16 protein-coding genes and 1 riboswitch are annotated in these 15,283 nt (G+C 50.4%); all 16 genes read right to left on the bottom strand.

Annotation, left to right across the window (positions count from 1 at the left end; all coding sequences use genetic code 11):
* Window positions 1-82 precede the first annotated feature (82 nt).
* On the bottom strand, window positions 83-1,045 hold the full coding sequence (gene cbiB, locus PO771_RS02450) for an adenosylcobinamide-phosphate synthase CbiB (protein ID WP_272561720.1): 963 nt from the start codon (window positions 1,043-1,045) through the stop codon (window positions 83-85).
* 1 nt (window position 1,046) lies between these two features.
* Window positions 1,047-1,754 carry an adenosylcobinamide amidohydrolase gene (locus PO771_RS02445; protein ID WP_272561719.1) on the bottom strand — a complete coding sequence of 236 codons (708 nt, stop codon included), beginning with the start codon at window positions 1,752-1,754 and terminating at the stop codon, window positions 1,047-1,049.
* Window positions 1,751-2,620 (bottom strand): GHMP family kinase ATP-binding protein, encoded by an 870-nt coding sequence (locus tag PO771_RS02440; RefSeq protein WP_272561718.1) that lies wholly within the window; start codon window positions 2,618-2,620, stop codon window positions 1,751-1,753. The genes PO771_RS02445 and PO771_RS02440 overlap by 4 nt, the downstream gene beginning before the upstream one ends.
* Before the next feature lie 52 nt (window positions 2,621-2,672).
* Window positions 2,673-3,260 carry a histidine phosphatase family protein gene (locus PO771_RS02435; protein ID WP_272561717.1) on the bottom strand — a complete coding sequence of 196 codons (588 nt, stop codon included), beginning with the start codon at window positions 3,258-3,260 and terminating at the stop codon, window positions 2,673-2,675.
* Window positions 3,257-3,997, bottom strand: a complete 741-nt coding sequence (gene cobS, locus PO771_RS02430) for an adenosylcobinamide-GDP ribazoletransferase (protein WP_272561716.1) — start codon at window positions 3,995-3,997, stop codon at window positions 3,257-3,259. Before cobS ends, PO771_RS02435 begins: the two co-directional genes overlap by 4 nt.
* Window positions 3,994-4,542 (bottom strand): bifunctional adenosylcobinamide kinase/adenosylcobinamide-phosphate guanylyltransferase, encoded by a 549-nt coding sequence (cobU, locus tag PO771_RS02425; protein WP_272561715.1) that lies wholly within the window; start codon window positions 4,540-4,542, stop codon window positions 3,994-3,996. The genes cobS and cobU overlap by 4 nt, the downstream gene beginning before the upstream one ends.
* Window positions 4,539-5,642, bottom strand: coding sequence for a threonine-phosphate decarboxylase CobD (gene cobD, locus PO771_RS02420; RefSeq protein WP_272561714.1), 1,104 nt, complete (start codon window positions 5,640-5,642; stop codon window positions 4,539-4,541). The genes cobU and cobD overlap by 4 nt, the downstream gene beginning before the upstream one ends.
* Window positions 5,642-6,190 carry a cob(I)yrinic acid a,c-diamide adenosyltransferase gene (cobO, locus tag PO771_RS02415; protein WP_272561713.1) on the bottom strand — a complete coding sequence of 183 codons (549 nt, stop codon included), beginning with the start codon at window positions 6,188-6,190 and terminating at the stop codon, window positions 5,642-5,644. Before cobO ends, cobD begins: the two co-directional genes overlap by 1 nt.
* Window positions 6,190-6,831 (bottom strand): 5,6-dimethylbenzimidazole synthase, encoded by a 642-nt coding sequence (bluB, locus tag PO771_RS02410; protein WP_272561712.1) that lies wholly within the window; start codon window positions 6,829-6,831, stop codon window positions 6,190-6,192. The genes cobO and bluB overlap by 1 nt, the downstream gene beginning before the upstream one ends.
* Window positions 6,832-6,862: 31 nt before the next feature.
* A complete protein-coding gene (locus tag PO771_RS02405; RefSeq protein WP_272561711.1) occupies window positions 6,863-7,510 on the bottom strand; it encodes a precorrin-2 dehydrogenase/sirohydrochlorin ferrochelatase family protein in 648 nt (215 codons plus the stop codon).
* A 13-nt stretch (window positions 7,511-7,523) separates the two neighbouring features.
* Window positions 7,524-9,038 (bottom strand): cobyric acid synthase, encoded by a 1,515-nt coding sequence (locus PO771_RS02400; RefSeq protein WP_272561710.1) that lies wholly within the window; start codon window positions 9,036-9,038, stop codon window positions 7,524-7,526.
* 113 nt (window positions 9,039-9,151) lie between these two features.
* Window positions 9,152-10,651 (bottom strand): MDR family MFS transporter, encoded by a 1,500-nt coding sequence (locus tag PO771_RS02395; RefSeq protein WP_272561709.1) that lies wholly within the window; start codon window positions 10,649-10,651, stop codon window positions 9,152-9,154.
* Window positions 10,652-10,785: 134 nt separating this feature from the next.
* Complete coding sequence (gene cobT, locus PO771_RS02390; RefSeq protein ID WP_272561708.1) at window positions 10,786-11,853, bottom strand: nicotinate-nucleotide--dimethylbenzimidazole phosphoribosyltransferase; 1,068 nt, start codon at window positions 11,851-11,853, stop codon at window positions 10,786-10,788.
* A gap of 112 nt (window positions 11,854-11,965) precedes the next feature.
* A riboswitch (cobalamin riboswitch) is annotated at window positions 11,966-12,137 on the bottom strand.
* Between the two features lie 28 nt (window positions 12,138-12,165).
* A complete protein-coding gene (locus tag PO771_RS02385; RefSeq protein WP_272561707.1) occupies window positions 12,166-13,368 on the bottom strand; it encodes an ornithine--oxo-acid transaminase in 1,203 nt (400 codons plus the stop codon).
* Between the two features lie 23 nt (window positions 13,369-13,391).
* Complete coding sequence (gene pruA, locus PO771_RS02380; RefSeq protein ID WP_272561706.1) at window positions 13,392-14,942, bottom strand: L-glutamate gamma-semialdehyde dehydrogenase; 1,551 nt, start codon at window positions 14,940-14,942, stop codon at window positions 13,392-13,394.
* Between the two features lie 150 nt (window positions 14,943-15,092).
* Entirely contained in the window at window positions 15,093-15,257 is a 165-nt protein-coding gene (locus PO771_RS02375) for a hypothetical protein (RefSeq protein ID WP_272561705.1), read from the bottom strand.
* Window positions 15,258-15,283 lie beyond the last annotated feature (26 nt).

Raw genomic sequence — 15,283 nt, 5'->3', positions numbered from 1 at the left:
CTCTATCCTATTGGACGCTGTCCATAAAAAAAAGTCGCTCCACGGAAGCGACTTTTTAACCATAAATTCCGGATCATACTACTTATGTAAGAAGTGAAACAAACAGTACAGCAAGCAGACTAAATAGTAGAAAGAAAAATGCAGTGCCGTGCATCAGGCTAATCGTACGCCGAATATCCTCTGGCTCGATTGGTCGTACTGGATCACCAAGCTTCGCTCGCTTAGAGGGAATGCCCTGATAATAATTCAAGCCACCAAGCTGAATCTCCAGCGCCCCGGCTACGCCCGCCTCCGTAAATCCGCTGTTCGGGCTCGGGTGCAGACGTGCATCACGCCGAATCATATCCCGGCAGCCGCGCGAATTATACCGCATGATCCAACTGACCCCAGTCAGCACAATCGCCGCCAGCCGGGCCGGAATGTAGTTGGCTAAGTCATCAAACCGGGCTGACGCCCAACCAAGGTTCCGATATTTATCATTTTTGTAGCCGACCATCGAATCAAGCGTATTAGCAGCGCGATATGCCATCGCGAGTGGAGCACCGCCAAGTGCTGCATAAAATAACGGCGACAGAATCGCATCGACGATATTCTCTGCTACTGTCTCCACTGCACCACGCGATACTTCCCGCTCATTCAAAAACTGCGTGTCTCGTCCGACAACCATCGAAAGTGCCCGACGCGCACCTTCCAGATCTCCCTGCTGCAATAGCTGGTAAATCTCTCTGCCCGCCTGCGCCAGCCCTTTTGTCGCAATGGTCGTTGAGATGAGCCAGGCTTCTACTACGAATGCCAGCCATGGATGAATGAGTGCCAACGCTTTCAACAACAACCATACGAAGAGAAAGCTTCCCCCAACAAGCAGGATCGGCAAAAAGATTCCCGCCCGCCTCAATTGCTCCTCCTTTGGAAAAGCATGCCGGATGTTGTTCTCTAACCACTTGATCGCACGTCCCATATAGACAACTGGATGCGTGAGCCAACGCGGATCACCGACTACAAGGTCAATGATATAAGCGGCTAGTAACACAAAAGCCCGCTCCATACTAGCCCTCCTTCTGTGTGGCAACTGCCTCATACACAGCTTGATACACAAGCCGGCCAATCGCATTGCCAATCGTCGTCGCCACTCCGGCAAACTGGTGCGGATCACCATATTGTTTATTCTGGCTTGACGCAAGCACGACTGCGTCCGTTGTCGTACCCGTTGCAATCTCCCCGGCTTCTTCCGTAATCCCAAGATCTTGAAGAGCCGCTGCTTTCGCCTCTGTCGCCGTTATAATGGCATTAATCATGGCAGATGTTGTCATGCTGGCGTCAATGAGTACAAACGTGTTAATCGTTCCGCACGCATACGCTGAGAAGGTAGTTCGTTCCCTCCCAGCCCTTGCTGCATTGCCTGTTCCTGCTGTCACACAGCAAATGAGGCGATATTTATCGCCCGCTTCTTCCTGGATCGACGCATGGGTCAGTTTGGCCGCTGTTTGCAGTCCGACCGTGCGACCTACAGGATATCCCCAAACCCTAATCTGGGTACGCATAAGCTCCACCGGGTCGGCACAGCGGTAATCAAGCGGGACTTTCCAATTGACAAAATGGGACGCATGCGTAAGCCCCCCCTGCCAAAGCGCATTGCTAAACACAGTCATCGGGTCTACTGTGCGTATCAGTACATGTTCATCTGTATTCGTAATGGTAAGATCCGGCCAGATGGAAGACCGATAAAACGTGTGATTTAGAAACGGTTGACTCATACGTGTATCCCTTTCTGACTTCTTGCGACGGAAAACTTATACAGAGGCCGATGCCATCCCTTCATTCGCTCGCACAATTTTTTCTCCTGCTCGATGTAATCAGATGAAGACGCATCAAGTAAGATTCCGGCCAGTGTTCCACTGTGAGCAATCGTCACACCAAGCCCCCCAATTTCGCGGCACATCTCTTTCATCCGCTCAAAATCAGGGTGTGACAATCGCTTCTGATGCAGATCTGCACTTTTGGTTGCCACATAACCAATCAGCTCGCTGTCTCCCGAACGACATGCTTCCTGAAGCATTACAAGCAGTTTTTCATACTCCTTTTCTTCTTGTACCGTATAAGGCTGTGCCTGTCGATTGAATGACACGGTGTCAATTCTTCCTCCCCGATCTGCGCCAATGATCCGAAGCGGTGGCAATTGACCGAGCGAAGCGATTACCTCTCCTTGATGATGGCGGTACGCCACAATCTCATCATACATAATGCCATCTGTCGGCTCGACCTGTACAAGAAGCGACGAAATATGATGCGGCAGCAGATGAAGCCGATACGCCTTTGATACAGCACGGCAAGCCGCAACCATATCTGCTGTACTCGTGGCAAATCCTTTTCCTTCAGGAAGCGACTGCTCGAGCAGCAATGTCCCTTCGAATGGAATCTCATATTCATTCATCAGCCGCCGCAGAATGCGGCGCACTTTAATTTTGCGAGGGGATGTGATGAGTTCCCCCGCTCCTCCGGGATAAAACGTCGCCCTGACATAGCTTTGAATCGGCAGGGAAACGAGGAACGGCACGCCATCATACTGCCCCTGCAGTAATTCGCCAAATGTATGGCAAGCAGTCCCTGTTGCAGCTTTCATGATTCTCTCCTTTTTCTATCCTCATATGGGTGTTTCTATTTTTTATCTTTATCTATAGGTTCTCTACTATCCAACGCTCTCCGTTATAGCTCACGGCGAAAAAACCGGCTGGCTCAACACCCGGCATCTGCCAGAATGGTGCAGCCTGATCCGTCATCCATGTTGCCTGAAACCAGCGAATGGGACCGCCGTGACTAACAAGTAAAGCCGTCTCATCTGCTTGCATATCTAGCGACAGCGTACACAGAAAGCGATCGACACGATCACCAAGCATCAAGAGTGTCTCACCATTAGGAGGAGCTGTTATGTACGGGTTATTATACCAGCTTTTTACTCGTTCAGGGTCATCGTTCATAATTTCGTCGTATGTCTTACAATCCCACTCGCCAAAGTCCAACTCACGCAGCCCGCTTGTATGGATAGGAACAACTCCCCTGGCAGCAGCTATACCCACTGCCGTCTCTACACAGCGCAGCAAATCACTTGTATATATACGAGTGATGGTTTGTCCAGCAAGAAGTTCCGCCGCTGCTTCCACCTGCTGTCGGCCACGAGCAGAAAGGGGCGCATCGTAATGCCCGAGATAACAGCGCTCGCGATTCTCCTTGGTCTCACCGTGCCGCATCCAGATCCACCTCATACGAACCTCCCTGCAGCGACGATCGCAATAAGGGCACACGCTTCTGTCCACTCCACGAGTGCTCCATAACAATCTCCTGTTAATCCACCTAGCCTCCGATGAATACGCTGTGTGAATAGTACCGCCAGTACAACAGACAAACCTACAACAAACAGACCACGCAGTTGATATACACTAATGATAGCCGCTGCCGTTCCACACAGTCCTACTGCCACAATCGTTCGGGTAAGCCCGCTACGAAGTCCGCTCCCCAATCCCTTCTCCGTTACATATGGCCAGAACCAAATCGCCGCAACAAGCATCGTCCGGGCAAGAAGTGGCGGCAGCACAAGCATCGTAATCCAGCCGGATGAAGCAATCTCATACAATGCTACCCCCTTCACCATAAATAGCAAAATGGCAGCAATCACACCCATCGCACCAACCCGGCTATCTTTCATAATCGCAAATATTTTTTCCCGGTCACGCCAGCTACCAAGCCCATCCGCTAAGTCCATCCAGCCATCCAAATGCAGCCCCCCTGTGATAAAAACCCAGAAGGTAAGGGTCAAGACAGCTGCAAGAGAGGCAGGGAAAACCTGCTGCATCAACCAGCTCCAAGCTGCTAGCAGAAGACCAAGCAGCAAGCCGACCACCGGATAAAAGGCCGGGCTTCGTTCCCAGTCCTTCGTCTCCGCACTCAAGCGTGGAACTGGCAACCGGGTCAAAAACGCGATCGCATGAAACAATGCATTCATCTCCGCTCCCCCTTAAGGCAAAGCGGAATGCCAGACAGCACAGCATATACCTCGTCTGCTTGAGTCGCAATTCGTTGATTCACTGTGCCAAGTACATCTTGAAACCAACGTCCAAGTCGCGACATCGCCACCCCGCCAAGTCCCGTTTCACTTGATACAATGATGGCGCATCCCTTATAAGTACGCAGCCTCTCAAGCCATGCGTCTGCCTGTGCGATAATATTGCGTGTATGCACCTCAGCTCGCCATTCTTCTTCTGGAACAGCCAGCAGTTGATTCGTTATCCACGTCGATACGCAATCAAATAAAACGGTCTCGTAATTCTCATACTCCCCTGCTGGACCTACAATATCCAGCGGTGTTTCCAGCAGCCCCCACGCTTCCGGGCGGCGTGCACGATGTAGAGCAATCCGCTCTTCCATTTCTATATCGGTATTTACGCCCGTGGCAATATAGAGTACGGATGTACCATTCTCACCTGCCAGTTGTTCCGCAAACGCACTCTTGCCAGAGCGCACCCCACCGGTTACCATGATGATGCTCATAGCTGTCCTCCCTCAATCAGTACCGCACCGAATGCTTCTAGCAGTCGGTCATTTTCTTCGCGCAGACGCACCGCAATCCGAATATCATGCGGTGTCAGCCCTGGATACATCGCACAGCTACGAATCATAATGCCCCGTTTGCCAAGTGCAAGCTGCATCATATCCGCCGTCATTTCTTTATGCAGACGAATCAGCAGAAAATTGGCTTTGCCCGACCAGACGCGCCAGCCGAACCATTCCCGAATCCGCTGAATCAAGTAAGCACGCTCTGTATCAACTAACAGTCGCGTCGCTTCCTCATATTCGTTCTGCTCACAGCACACCTCACCGGCTGCAAGTGCAAGCGCATTTACACTCCACGGTACTTGCTTTCCTTTCATCTTGCGAATTAGTGCCGGGTCAGCTACTGCAAATCCAAGTCGCAAGCCCGGAATCGCATAAAATTTGGTCATCGACCGGATGAGTATAACGCGCGGATATCGCCCCAGTTCTTTCATAAGAGTCGGCTGCTCGTTTTCCGGCAAAAAATCAAGAAACGCCTCATCAATCACTACATACGTGCTGAATTCATCTGCCCAGGCAGCCAGCTTGCGTAAAATCTGAACATCATACATTAAGCCGGTTGGATTGTTCGGATGTCCAACAAAGATTAGATCAACCTGCTTAATCAACGTGTGCAACTCAGGAAGCGTCGGCAAAAATCCATCTTCCGCCCTGCCCGTACAGCTTATGACACGTGCTCCAAACTGGCGGGCAAGCTGTGTGTATTCGACAAATGAAGGATAAATCACCCCGACAGTTCGCGGCGCAAGTGCCAGCAGGACAAGCGCCATACACTCGGCTGCACCATTGCCCACCGCCAGCATGCGCTCGCTCACCCCATATTTTTTCGCCAGTGCTTTGATTAATCCACGATGTGCCGGATCCGGATAATGCACGAGGCGCCCCATATCTCTGACAAGTTTTTTCATCAAATCAGCGGGCGGTCCTAATGGATTAATATTCGCGCTAAAGTCAAGCAGCTGATCTTCCGGCACGCCAAATACAGCCGCCGCAGTTCGTAGATCACCGCCATGTCCGAATGTTTCAATATGCGCCATTAAAACTCAATCCCTAGCACAGCCGGAATACCTTCTTCATAATAATGCTTCACCGGCTTCATCTCTGTAACAAGATCGGCTGCTTCCACGATCTCCGGTTGTGCGCTTCTACCAGTAATAATGAGATGCATGCCGTACGGACGATTCGCAACCAGCTCCAGTACTTCACCGAGTGGCAGCACATCATCAATGGGAAATGTCTGAATCGCAAGCGCGTTATTTAACTCGTCGAGAATGACCACATCGTACTCGCCACTCATCACCTTCTCTTTGGTAAACGCCCACGCTTCTGTCAACGCACTGCGATGTTCTTCTGGCGTTTTCAGCCACGTGAACCCACTACCTTTCTGGTGAATTTCAATTCCGATTTTATCGAATACGATTTTCTCTCCATATGTCCGCTCAGGAGACTTGATGAACTGAATAACCAGCACACGCTTCCCACGCCCAGCAGCCCGGACGGCAAGCCCTAACGCTGCGGTTGTTTTCCCTTTTCCATCACCTGTATATACAAGTGTCAGTCCACGTTTTTGGTCTGGCTTCTCCATTATTTCCCGCCCCATTTCTCACGATAAATTAAGTCATCCAGCGCCCGCCGCCGCTCCCACTTCTCTGTCTCTAAAATCGGAGCTGTTGGGTAATGATCGGTGTATCCGAGTGACAACAGGGCAATTGGCTCGATATGTGGCGGAATACCGAGGATGTCCCGTACATCATTTTTCTTATAGAAGCTGACCCAGCCCAGGGCAATTCCTTCTGCACAGGAAGCAAGCCACATGTTCTGAATTGCACACGAAGCAGACATAATATCCGTTTCCGGAATGGAATTACGACCGAGCACATGTGAACCACCCCGTGTCGGGTCACACGTCACACAAATCGTAAGCGGCGCTTCTTTTAAGCCCTCGATTTTTAAACTCATGAATTTTTCCGACCGCTCTCCTTCATAATGAATCGCAAGCGCCCGTCGTTCCTTATCGGCTGCCCATGCCAGCTTTGCTTTTATCTCATCCGCTGTCACGAGAATAAAATTCCACGGCTGCATAAACCCGACTGACGGACCGTGATGCGCTGCTTCCAGAATACGTTCCACCGCATCGGCTGGCAGTGGGTCTGGGCGAAATGTTCGCACGTCCCTGCGTGTCTGAATGACCTTATAAATCGCGTCCCGCTCTTTCTCTGTAAACATCTATCCACACTCTCCTCATTTCTTAATACGCCTACTCGATACGCTCCGCCTTACGCATAAGCTTTTTCAGTTCCACATCCCATGTCGAACGATCATTGTTAGACGCAATCGTCCAGAATTCATCCGTCAAAAGCCCAGCGAATATACTCCGTCGTGCTGCAGGATGATCAATCTGTTCCAGCACAATCTTCCGGCTATCCGCCAGCCATTCCGTGTATATGTCATACGTTTCATCGTACTGTGCAGCTAATTCACGAGCAATGCGTCGGGACAGTCCAGGACTCGCCCCTTCTGTTGATACGGTAAGCAGAAGGCGCCCGCGCCGCACTTGCGCCGGTACAATAAAAGTACTCAAATCCGGGCGATCTGCTACCGCAATCCACTGCCCAGGCCGAATGGCTTCCCGTACTGCTACATTCACATCGGGCTGATCAGTCGCTGCAATGACAAGTACAGCATCGATCAAATCATCGGCCTCAAATCGTTTTTTCTTCCATATAACTGTATTGTTCGATGCATACTCAGCCAGCTCATCTGTAAGCAACGGGCTAATCACCGTTACACACGCCCCGGCGTCAAGTAGGCTATTTACTTTGCGAAAAGCCACATGTCCACCACCGACAACAGCACAATTCATTCCTTCAATACGAAGCAGTGCCGGATACGATCGCTCTGCCATACGCCCTCCTCATTCAGATGCGTGTCGGCTGCGTGAGGCCGACAATCTCATATACTTTATCCATATCAAGATGGTGTCGAACGAGTGCGGCCAGCTCGGTGTAACTTGCTTCCCGCATCTCCGCCTCAGTCTTCACATCAACTTCTACTTGCTCCAATCCTCGCTTATGCCGAATGTCATTTAACCAGGCACGGGTGAAGGAACGATTATGAAATACACCATGCAGATACGTCCCCCATACCGTCCCCGCTTCATTCAGCGTACCGTCCGTATGGCCATCCTCAAGCGTAAACAACGGAACGCCGCCCGCTCCCCGATCTGTACGACCGAGATGAATCTCGTATCCTTGCACTTCCTGTCCGACTGCAAAGGCAGCTCCATTTACATGCCCCATCGTGCGCACCGTGCGTTTCCCCGCCTGAAAGGTTGTCACAAGCGGAAGCAAGCTGAGACCTTCTACTTCTGCATGTACCGACTCTACACCGTCCGGGTCCAGAAGTGTCGTTCCAAGCATTTGATAGCCCCCGCATATCCCAACAACGTGCGCACCAGCCTGTGCCGCTTCCTGAATTTTAGCCGCCAGCCCGGTTTCCGTAAGCCATAAAAAATCATCCGTCGTGTTCTTCGTTCCTGGAATAATGATGATATCTGGATTGTTCCATTCGGCCACAGACGCCAGTAAGCGCACCGTTACACCCGGCTCATCATACAGCGGATCAATGTCGGTAAAATTCGAAATACGCGGCAGACGAATGACCGCTACTTTAAGTGCGTCCCCGGTTTCATCTTGTTTTTTGAGCCGCAGTTTCGATAGCGCGAGCGAATCCTCCGCTTCCACCCCTGTATCCGCATATGGGATAACGCCCAATACGGGAAGGCCTGTATGTTCTTCCAGCCAGTCAAGTCCGGATTTAAGAAGCGAGAATTTTCCGCGAAATTTATTAATAATAAACCCTTTCACACGAGCCCGCTCTGATTCATCGAGCAGTGCCAGTGTTCCAACAAGCGAGGCGAACACTCCCCCTCGGTCAATATCAGCTACGAGAATAACAGGAGCATCTGCAAGCTCGGCCGCCTTCATATTGGCGATGTCACGATCTTTCAAATTAATCTCTGCCGGACTTCCCGCCCCTTCCATCACAAGCACTTCATATTCTTCTGCCAGCCGGTCAAGCGACTCTTGTAGCACGGGCAATGCTTTCGGCACATAATCTTCTCGATACGCACCTGCTCCCATATCTGCATAATGCTCGCCTCGTACAATCACTTCTGCAATCATATCTTTTTTTGGCTTCAACAAGATCGGGTTCATATCAGCCGTCGCGTCAATGCGGCATGCCTCCGCCTGCACGCCCTGCGCTCGCCCAATTTCCTTACCATCGCGTGTTATGTATGAATTCAGTGCCATATTTTGCGACTTGAACGGCGCAACCTTCCAGCCATCTTCATAAAAGATGCGGCACAGCGCCGTACAAAGCACGCTTTTCCCCACGTCTGACGATGTTCCCTGCAGCATAATTGCTCTCATTCTCCAACCGCCCTTCTCTCTCTATTTTATTTATCTAGCATACAATAGAAAGCCGCCTATCCGAAACAGAAAAAAGACGGAGGCCACACATGGCTCCGCCTTTGTCTCTATTTTTATTTCTGCTCAGCAGCAGCCTTTCCAGCCCCTGCTGCCTCTGGGTTTTTCCGAGGCAAGAAAAGCGTAATCAGAAGTGCCGCCCCCGCAAGGAAGAACAAGGTCAAAAATACTTGATGCAAACTACTAGCCAGTCCCTCACGCATAACCGCGACAATCTCTGGTGGAAGCAGTTTTGCCGTAGCCGGGTTCAACAATTGATTCATATCACCCGTTGGAACACGATGCCCACTCATATAACCAGCAAGCGCAGAATTAAACAGTGTCCCAAATATCGCAATTCCGCATGTCTGCCCAAGCGTGCGCAGGAAGGAGTTCGACGCTGTCGCCGCCCCGCGCAGATTCCAATCGACAGACGACTGCACCACAACAGTAAACACCGTAATCGATAGACCAAAACCAAGTCCAGCCACAAACATAATAAGCGTTAATACAAGCTGTGGTGTTGCAATCGACACGGTAGCAAGCCAGAGGGATGCCGCAAGTAAAATCGTAATCCCGATCAACGATGTCCTGCGTGCCCCAATGCTTATAATGAACCGCCCACACAATATCGCGCCAAGTGGCCATCCGATCGACATTGGCGTCAGAATCAACCCGGCACTCGTCGCTCCTTTGCCGTACACGCCCTGCACCCACATCGGCAAGTATGCATTCATCGCAATCAATAACGCACTCAGCAGCAACGATGCTGTATTCGATACAGAAATCGTCCGGATTTTGAACAGGCTAAGCGGAAGCATCGGCTCCGGTGATGCCAGCTCCACTCGAATAAAGATTGCTAGAAATACGACTGCTACAACAAACAATCCAATAATAGCCGATGAATTCCAAGCGTACTGCTGGCCTCCTGTTAGAAACGCATACAGAAGCGCTGTTACCCCAATTGTGAATGTGATAACCCCCGCATAATCAATATGCTTTTTCTTCTTCTCGAATGATTCCTCCAGATACATCCACAGCATAATAATCGAAATGATGCCAAACGGTACATTAATGAAGAAAATCCAGTGCCAGGACAATTGATCGACAAAAAAACCACCAACAAGCGGGCCGACAATGCCCGATATGCCCCAGATTGAACTGAACCAGCCTTGAATTTTGGCCCGCTCCTCAAATGTATAAATATCGCCAATAATCGTAAACGTTACCGGAAGCACCGCACCTGCCCCGATCCCCTGTAGCGCACGGAACAAGATCAGCTGTTCCATCGAGTTCGCTAGCCCACACAGCATGGACCCGATCAGGAACACAATCGCCCCAATGGTAAAAATAATTTTACGACCGAATAAATCAGCCAGCTTGCCATAGATCGGCGTTGTAACCGCTGTCGTCAGCAAGTATACGGCATACACCCAGCTAATCAACTCAAGTCCGCCAAGGTCACTCGCAATGCGCGGCATCGCAGTACTCACAATCGTCACTTCGATCGCAGCTAGAAACGTGGCGACCATCATGGCGATGGTGACATTTCGACGGTTCATATGCTTTTCTGCCATCTTTCCACACCCCTTCTATTACACTTTCCGTATGTATCCTTATCATGCCACTTTGGATCATTTTCGCAGTATATCATGATACAAAAAACCTGTCTGCCTCACAAGTAGGGCAAACAGGTTTTTATTTCTTTCTACTATAATCCAAGATCAGAGAATGTCGCCATCTCATACATCATACGCAGAGATGCTTCAAGCAGCGGATACAAAAGCACCGCACCCGATCCTTCACCCAGACGCATCCGTAAATGGAGGACAGGAGTAAGTGACATATGCGTCAGAGCTGCCTTATGTGCCGGTTCCTGAGAGAGATGAGACGCAAACAAGTATCCCTGCACGTTCTCACACATCTCAAATGCCATGATCGCAGCCGCACCCGCAATGACACCATCGACGATCACAGCTATCCCTTGTGCAGCCGCCCCAAGTGTCACCCCAACTAGTCCTGCGATTTCCAGTCCACCAACACGAGCAAGCACATCAACTGCATCCATTCGTTCACGCCAGCTGCTATCGATGTCGTTAATCTGGAGTGATCGTTCAATCACTCCTGCTTTCGCCTGACGCTTCTCCTCATCAATCCCTGTACCGCATCCTGTAATCTCCACCACCGCTTTACCTGTCACAGCGGCTACAAGTGCTGCACTCGGCGTTGTATTGCCGATTCCCATGTCACCGAGTGCCACTGCTTGATAACCTTGTGAGGCCAGCTCCTCTGCTAGACGAATACCAACTTCGATCGCAGCCATTGCCTCTTCCCGACTCATTGCCGGACCTTTGGCCATATTATCGGTACCGTTCTTCACTTTCTCATTCCGCACATCTGCCGGTGTCTCACATGCACTTCCGACGTCCACTACAATAACGTCAGCACCCATCTGGCGGGAGAACACATTGATCGCCGCTCCCTTGCGCGTAAAATTCCCCATCATCATGCCTGTCAATTCGGACCCAAATGCACTGACTCCTTCTTCCGTTACCCCATGATCACCACACATCACCGTAACTGCTTTTTTATCCAGTGTCGGCTGCGCCGTACGCTGAACGCCTGCCAAACGAATGACCATTTCCTCTAGCTCACCCAAACTTCCTGGCGGCTTCGTTAAAAAATCAACACGTGCGCGGGCCGCAGCCATCGCATTCTGATCAAGGACTTGAATTCCCTGTAGGGTGTTCGTAATTTTAGTTGTAGTCGCTGTACTCATCGTATGCTCTCCTCCATTTATGTATGTTCATGCGCGACAACGCAAAAAACGCCCAGGTCAAAGAAGACCTGGACGTGCCATATCCGGTTCGTATCCGTTCGTTCCACGTGAACGGCAATGCTTGCAATAGGCAGGTCTCCTGGCTGCCGGATCATAGCCATCTGTTCACAGCCTTCCCGGAATTGCTCCAGTGACTATGAACGGCTCCTCGGTTACAGTGGCGGGCCCGCGTGTTTTCTTCCCTATTCTCCCCGGATCGGGGCACCTATTGCGTTGTATACGTCATGTTATGGTAAGCATACCGCGATAGGATTATTTTTGCAAGACCTGACGAATCCGCATAATCGCCCAGTCCAGCTCCGGTTGAGAAATGATAAGGGGCGGCGCAAAACGAATGGTTGTGTCATGCGTTTCTTTGCACAAAAGCCCATGATCTTTAAGACGTTCACAGTACGGGCGTGCTTTTTCGGTCAGCTCCACACCGATGAACAAACCACGGCCACGCACTTCCTTAATAAGCGGACTCTTAATCGTAAGCAGCTGCTGCCTAAAGTAATCACCAAACGTACGGGAACGCTGTATGAGCTGCTCCTCTTCTAGTACATCAAGCGCAGCAATTGCTACCGCACAACCAAGCGGATTACCCCCGAACGTTGAGCCATGCGAACCTGGCTCGAATACACCAAGAATCTCCGCATCTGCCACTACCGCAGAGATCGGATATACCCCTCCACCCAATGCCTTACCTATGATATAGATGTCCGGCTGAATGCCATCCCAATCTGTCGCAAACTGCTTCCCTGTGCGACCTAATCCGGTCTGAATTTCGTCGGCGATAAGCAAGATATTACTCTGCTTACAAATTTCGCTCGCCTGCTTGAGGAATCCCGCTGGTGGAATGATAATCCCTGCTTCCCCCTGAATCGGCTCCACCAAAAAAGCAGCCGTATGCGGTGTGATCGCATCCTGCAGTGCCTGAATGTCCCCATATGGAATTAGCGTAAAGCCCGGTGTAAACGGCCCGAAGCCGCGTCGGTAGCTTTCTTCTGACGAGAACGAGGTGATCGTTGTCGTGCGCCCGTGGAAATTTCCTTCGCACACGATAATATTCGCCTGGTTTGCTTCCACTCCTTTCACATCATACGCCCAGCGACGAGCCGCCTTAATCGCCGTTTCGACTGCCTCCGCACCTGTGTTCATCGGAATCACCATGTTTTTTCCGGTTAGCTTTGCTACTTTTTCATAAAATTCGCCCAGCCGATCATGGTAGAATGCCCGTGATGTAAGCGTAACTTTATCTGCCTGGTCTTTCAGTGCCTGAATGATTTTCGGGTGACAGTGACCATAGTTAAGCGCAGAATAAGCGCTCAACATATCCAGATATGTTGTCCCTTCCGCATCTTCCACCCAGACGCCTTTTGCCCGGGCAATAACAATCGGCAACGGATGATAGTTATGCGCTCCGTATTGTTCTGTCTGCTTAATGATCGAATCACTTCTGCTTTCCGCTGGCATGATATATGTCCCCCTTCTCCCTTCTACAGCGCTTCCGAGATCAGCTTCGGCTGCGTAAACTGTAGCAAGTAATCCGGGCCGCCTGCTTTCGAATCTGTACCAGACATATTGAAGCCACCAAACGGATGCACCCCGACAATGGCACCGGTGCATTTGCGATTCATATACAAATTGCCGACATGAAACTCCACACGTGCCCGCTCGATCAGTTCCCGGTTGCGTGAATAAAAGGAGCCTGTTAATCCATAGCCGGTATTGTTCGCCACTTCCATCGCATGATCAAAATCACGTACTTTTGTAAACGCCACGAATGGTCCAAATATTTCTTCCTGCATGATGCGTGCATTCGGGTTTACATCCGCAAAAATCGTCGGTTCGATAAAAAATCCGGTGTCACCCGCTGGTTTACCACCTGCTACGAGGCGTCCTTCCTGATGACCAATCTTGATGTACTCCATGATCTTATTGAACGCTTTCTCGTCAATCACCGGCCCCGTGTAGTTAGACGCGTCGCGCACGTCGCCGACTTTCAGATTTTTCGTCAGCTCCACACAACGATTTAGCACATCTTCATATACATCCTCATGAATGATCGCGCGGGAACATGCTGAACATTTCTGGCCCGAGAAGCTGAATGCCGATGCTACAATGCCCTGTACCGCTAGTTCAAGGTCTGCATCCTTATCCACGACAATCGCATCCTTGCCGCCCATCTCTGCGATCAGACGCTTCATCCAGATCTGGCCTGAAGCAACTTTGGACGAACGCTCATGAATACGCAGGCCGATTGCACGGGAACCGGTGAAGCTAATGAAGCGTGTCAGGCGGTGGTCCACCAGGAAGTCACCGATTTCTGTCGGATCACCTGGCAGAAAATTCACGACACCTGCTGGAACGCCCGCTTCTACAAGCAGTTCATAAAATTTGTATGCGATCACCGGCGTCTGACTTGCCGGCTTCAAAATCACGGTATTCCCGGTGACAATTGCGGCTGTTGTCATCCCGACAACGATTGCAAGTGCAAAATTCCACGGCGGGATAATAACACCCACGCCAAGCGGTATATATGTTAGATCGTTATCTTCGCCCTCCATGGGCACAAGTGTCTGTCGTCCACGATCAGCCAGCTCAGTCATCTGGCGTGCGTAATACTCCATAAAGTCGATAGCTTCCGCTGTGTCCGCATCCGCTTCCACACGGTTCTTGCCTGCTTCAAGCATTAACCAGGCGGAAAACTCATGCTTACGTCGACGCATGATGGCCGCCGCTTTTACTAGATAGCGCGAACGTTGGTGAGCCGGAACACGGGACCATGTTTGAAACGTTTGGGCCGCATTTTGCAGCGCTTTTTCGGCAAGCTCCTGACTCGCACTCGCTGTACGTCCAATGACTTCGTTTTTTGCAGATGGGTTGATCGAGATCATTTTCTTCTCAGTCATGATTTTTTCGCCACCAATGACCAATGGATAATCACGGCCAAGTTCCGTCTGTACTTTTTCGAGCGCTTCATTTATTTTTTTCATATTTTGTTCTTCGAGGAAGTTGGTGAATGGTTCAGGACGGTATGGAATCATCGGATTCCCTCCTAAAATTTCATTTTCCTATATTTAAACGTATGTATGGAATGTGCCAACTTTCCTTGTCCGTATCGGGAAAGATGTTTTAACGCAAAAAAAATTGTCTCAAAAGCTCCAAAACAGCTCGCGAGACAATCCCTTACTACTTTATTCTGATTCTATCCTTACACCATGCCTGATCCTGTCAATGTTCTCATTAACAGCAGCAAGCCGCTCGTCAATCGTTTTCTCTTCTTCCGCGTTAGCGATTTGCGGTGTATCGAGTGGATCCCATTCTTTGATTTCTTTTGAATTCAGTTTTTTATCTTCCACTTATTATCCTCCTTCGTGATACGATT

Source organism: Aneurinibacillus uraniidurans, from assembly GCF_028471905.1.
Lineage (GTDB): Bacteria > Bacillota > Bacilli > Aneurinibacillales > Aneurinibacillaceae > Aneurinibacillus > Aneurinibacillus uraniidurans.
The sequence above is the reverse complement of the archived record's forward strand: the minus strand, read 5'-3'. Positions and strand labels throughout refer to the sequence as shown.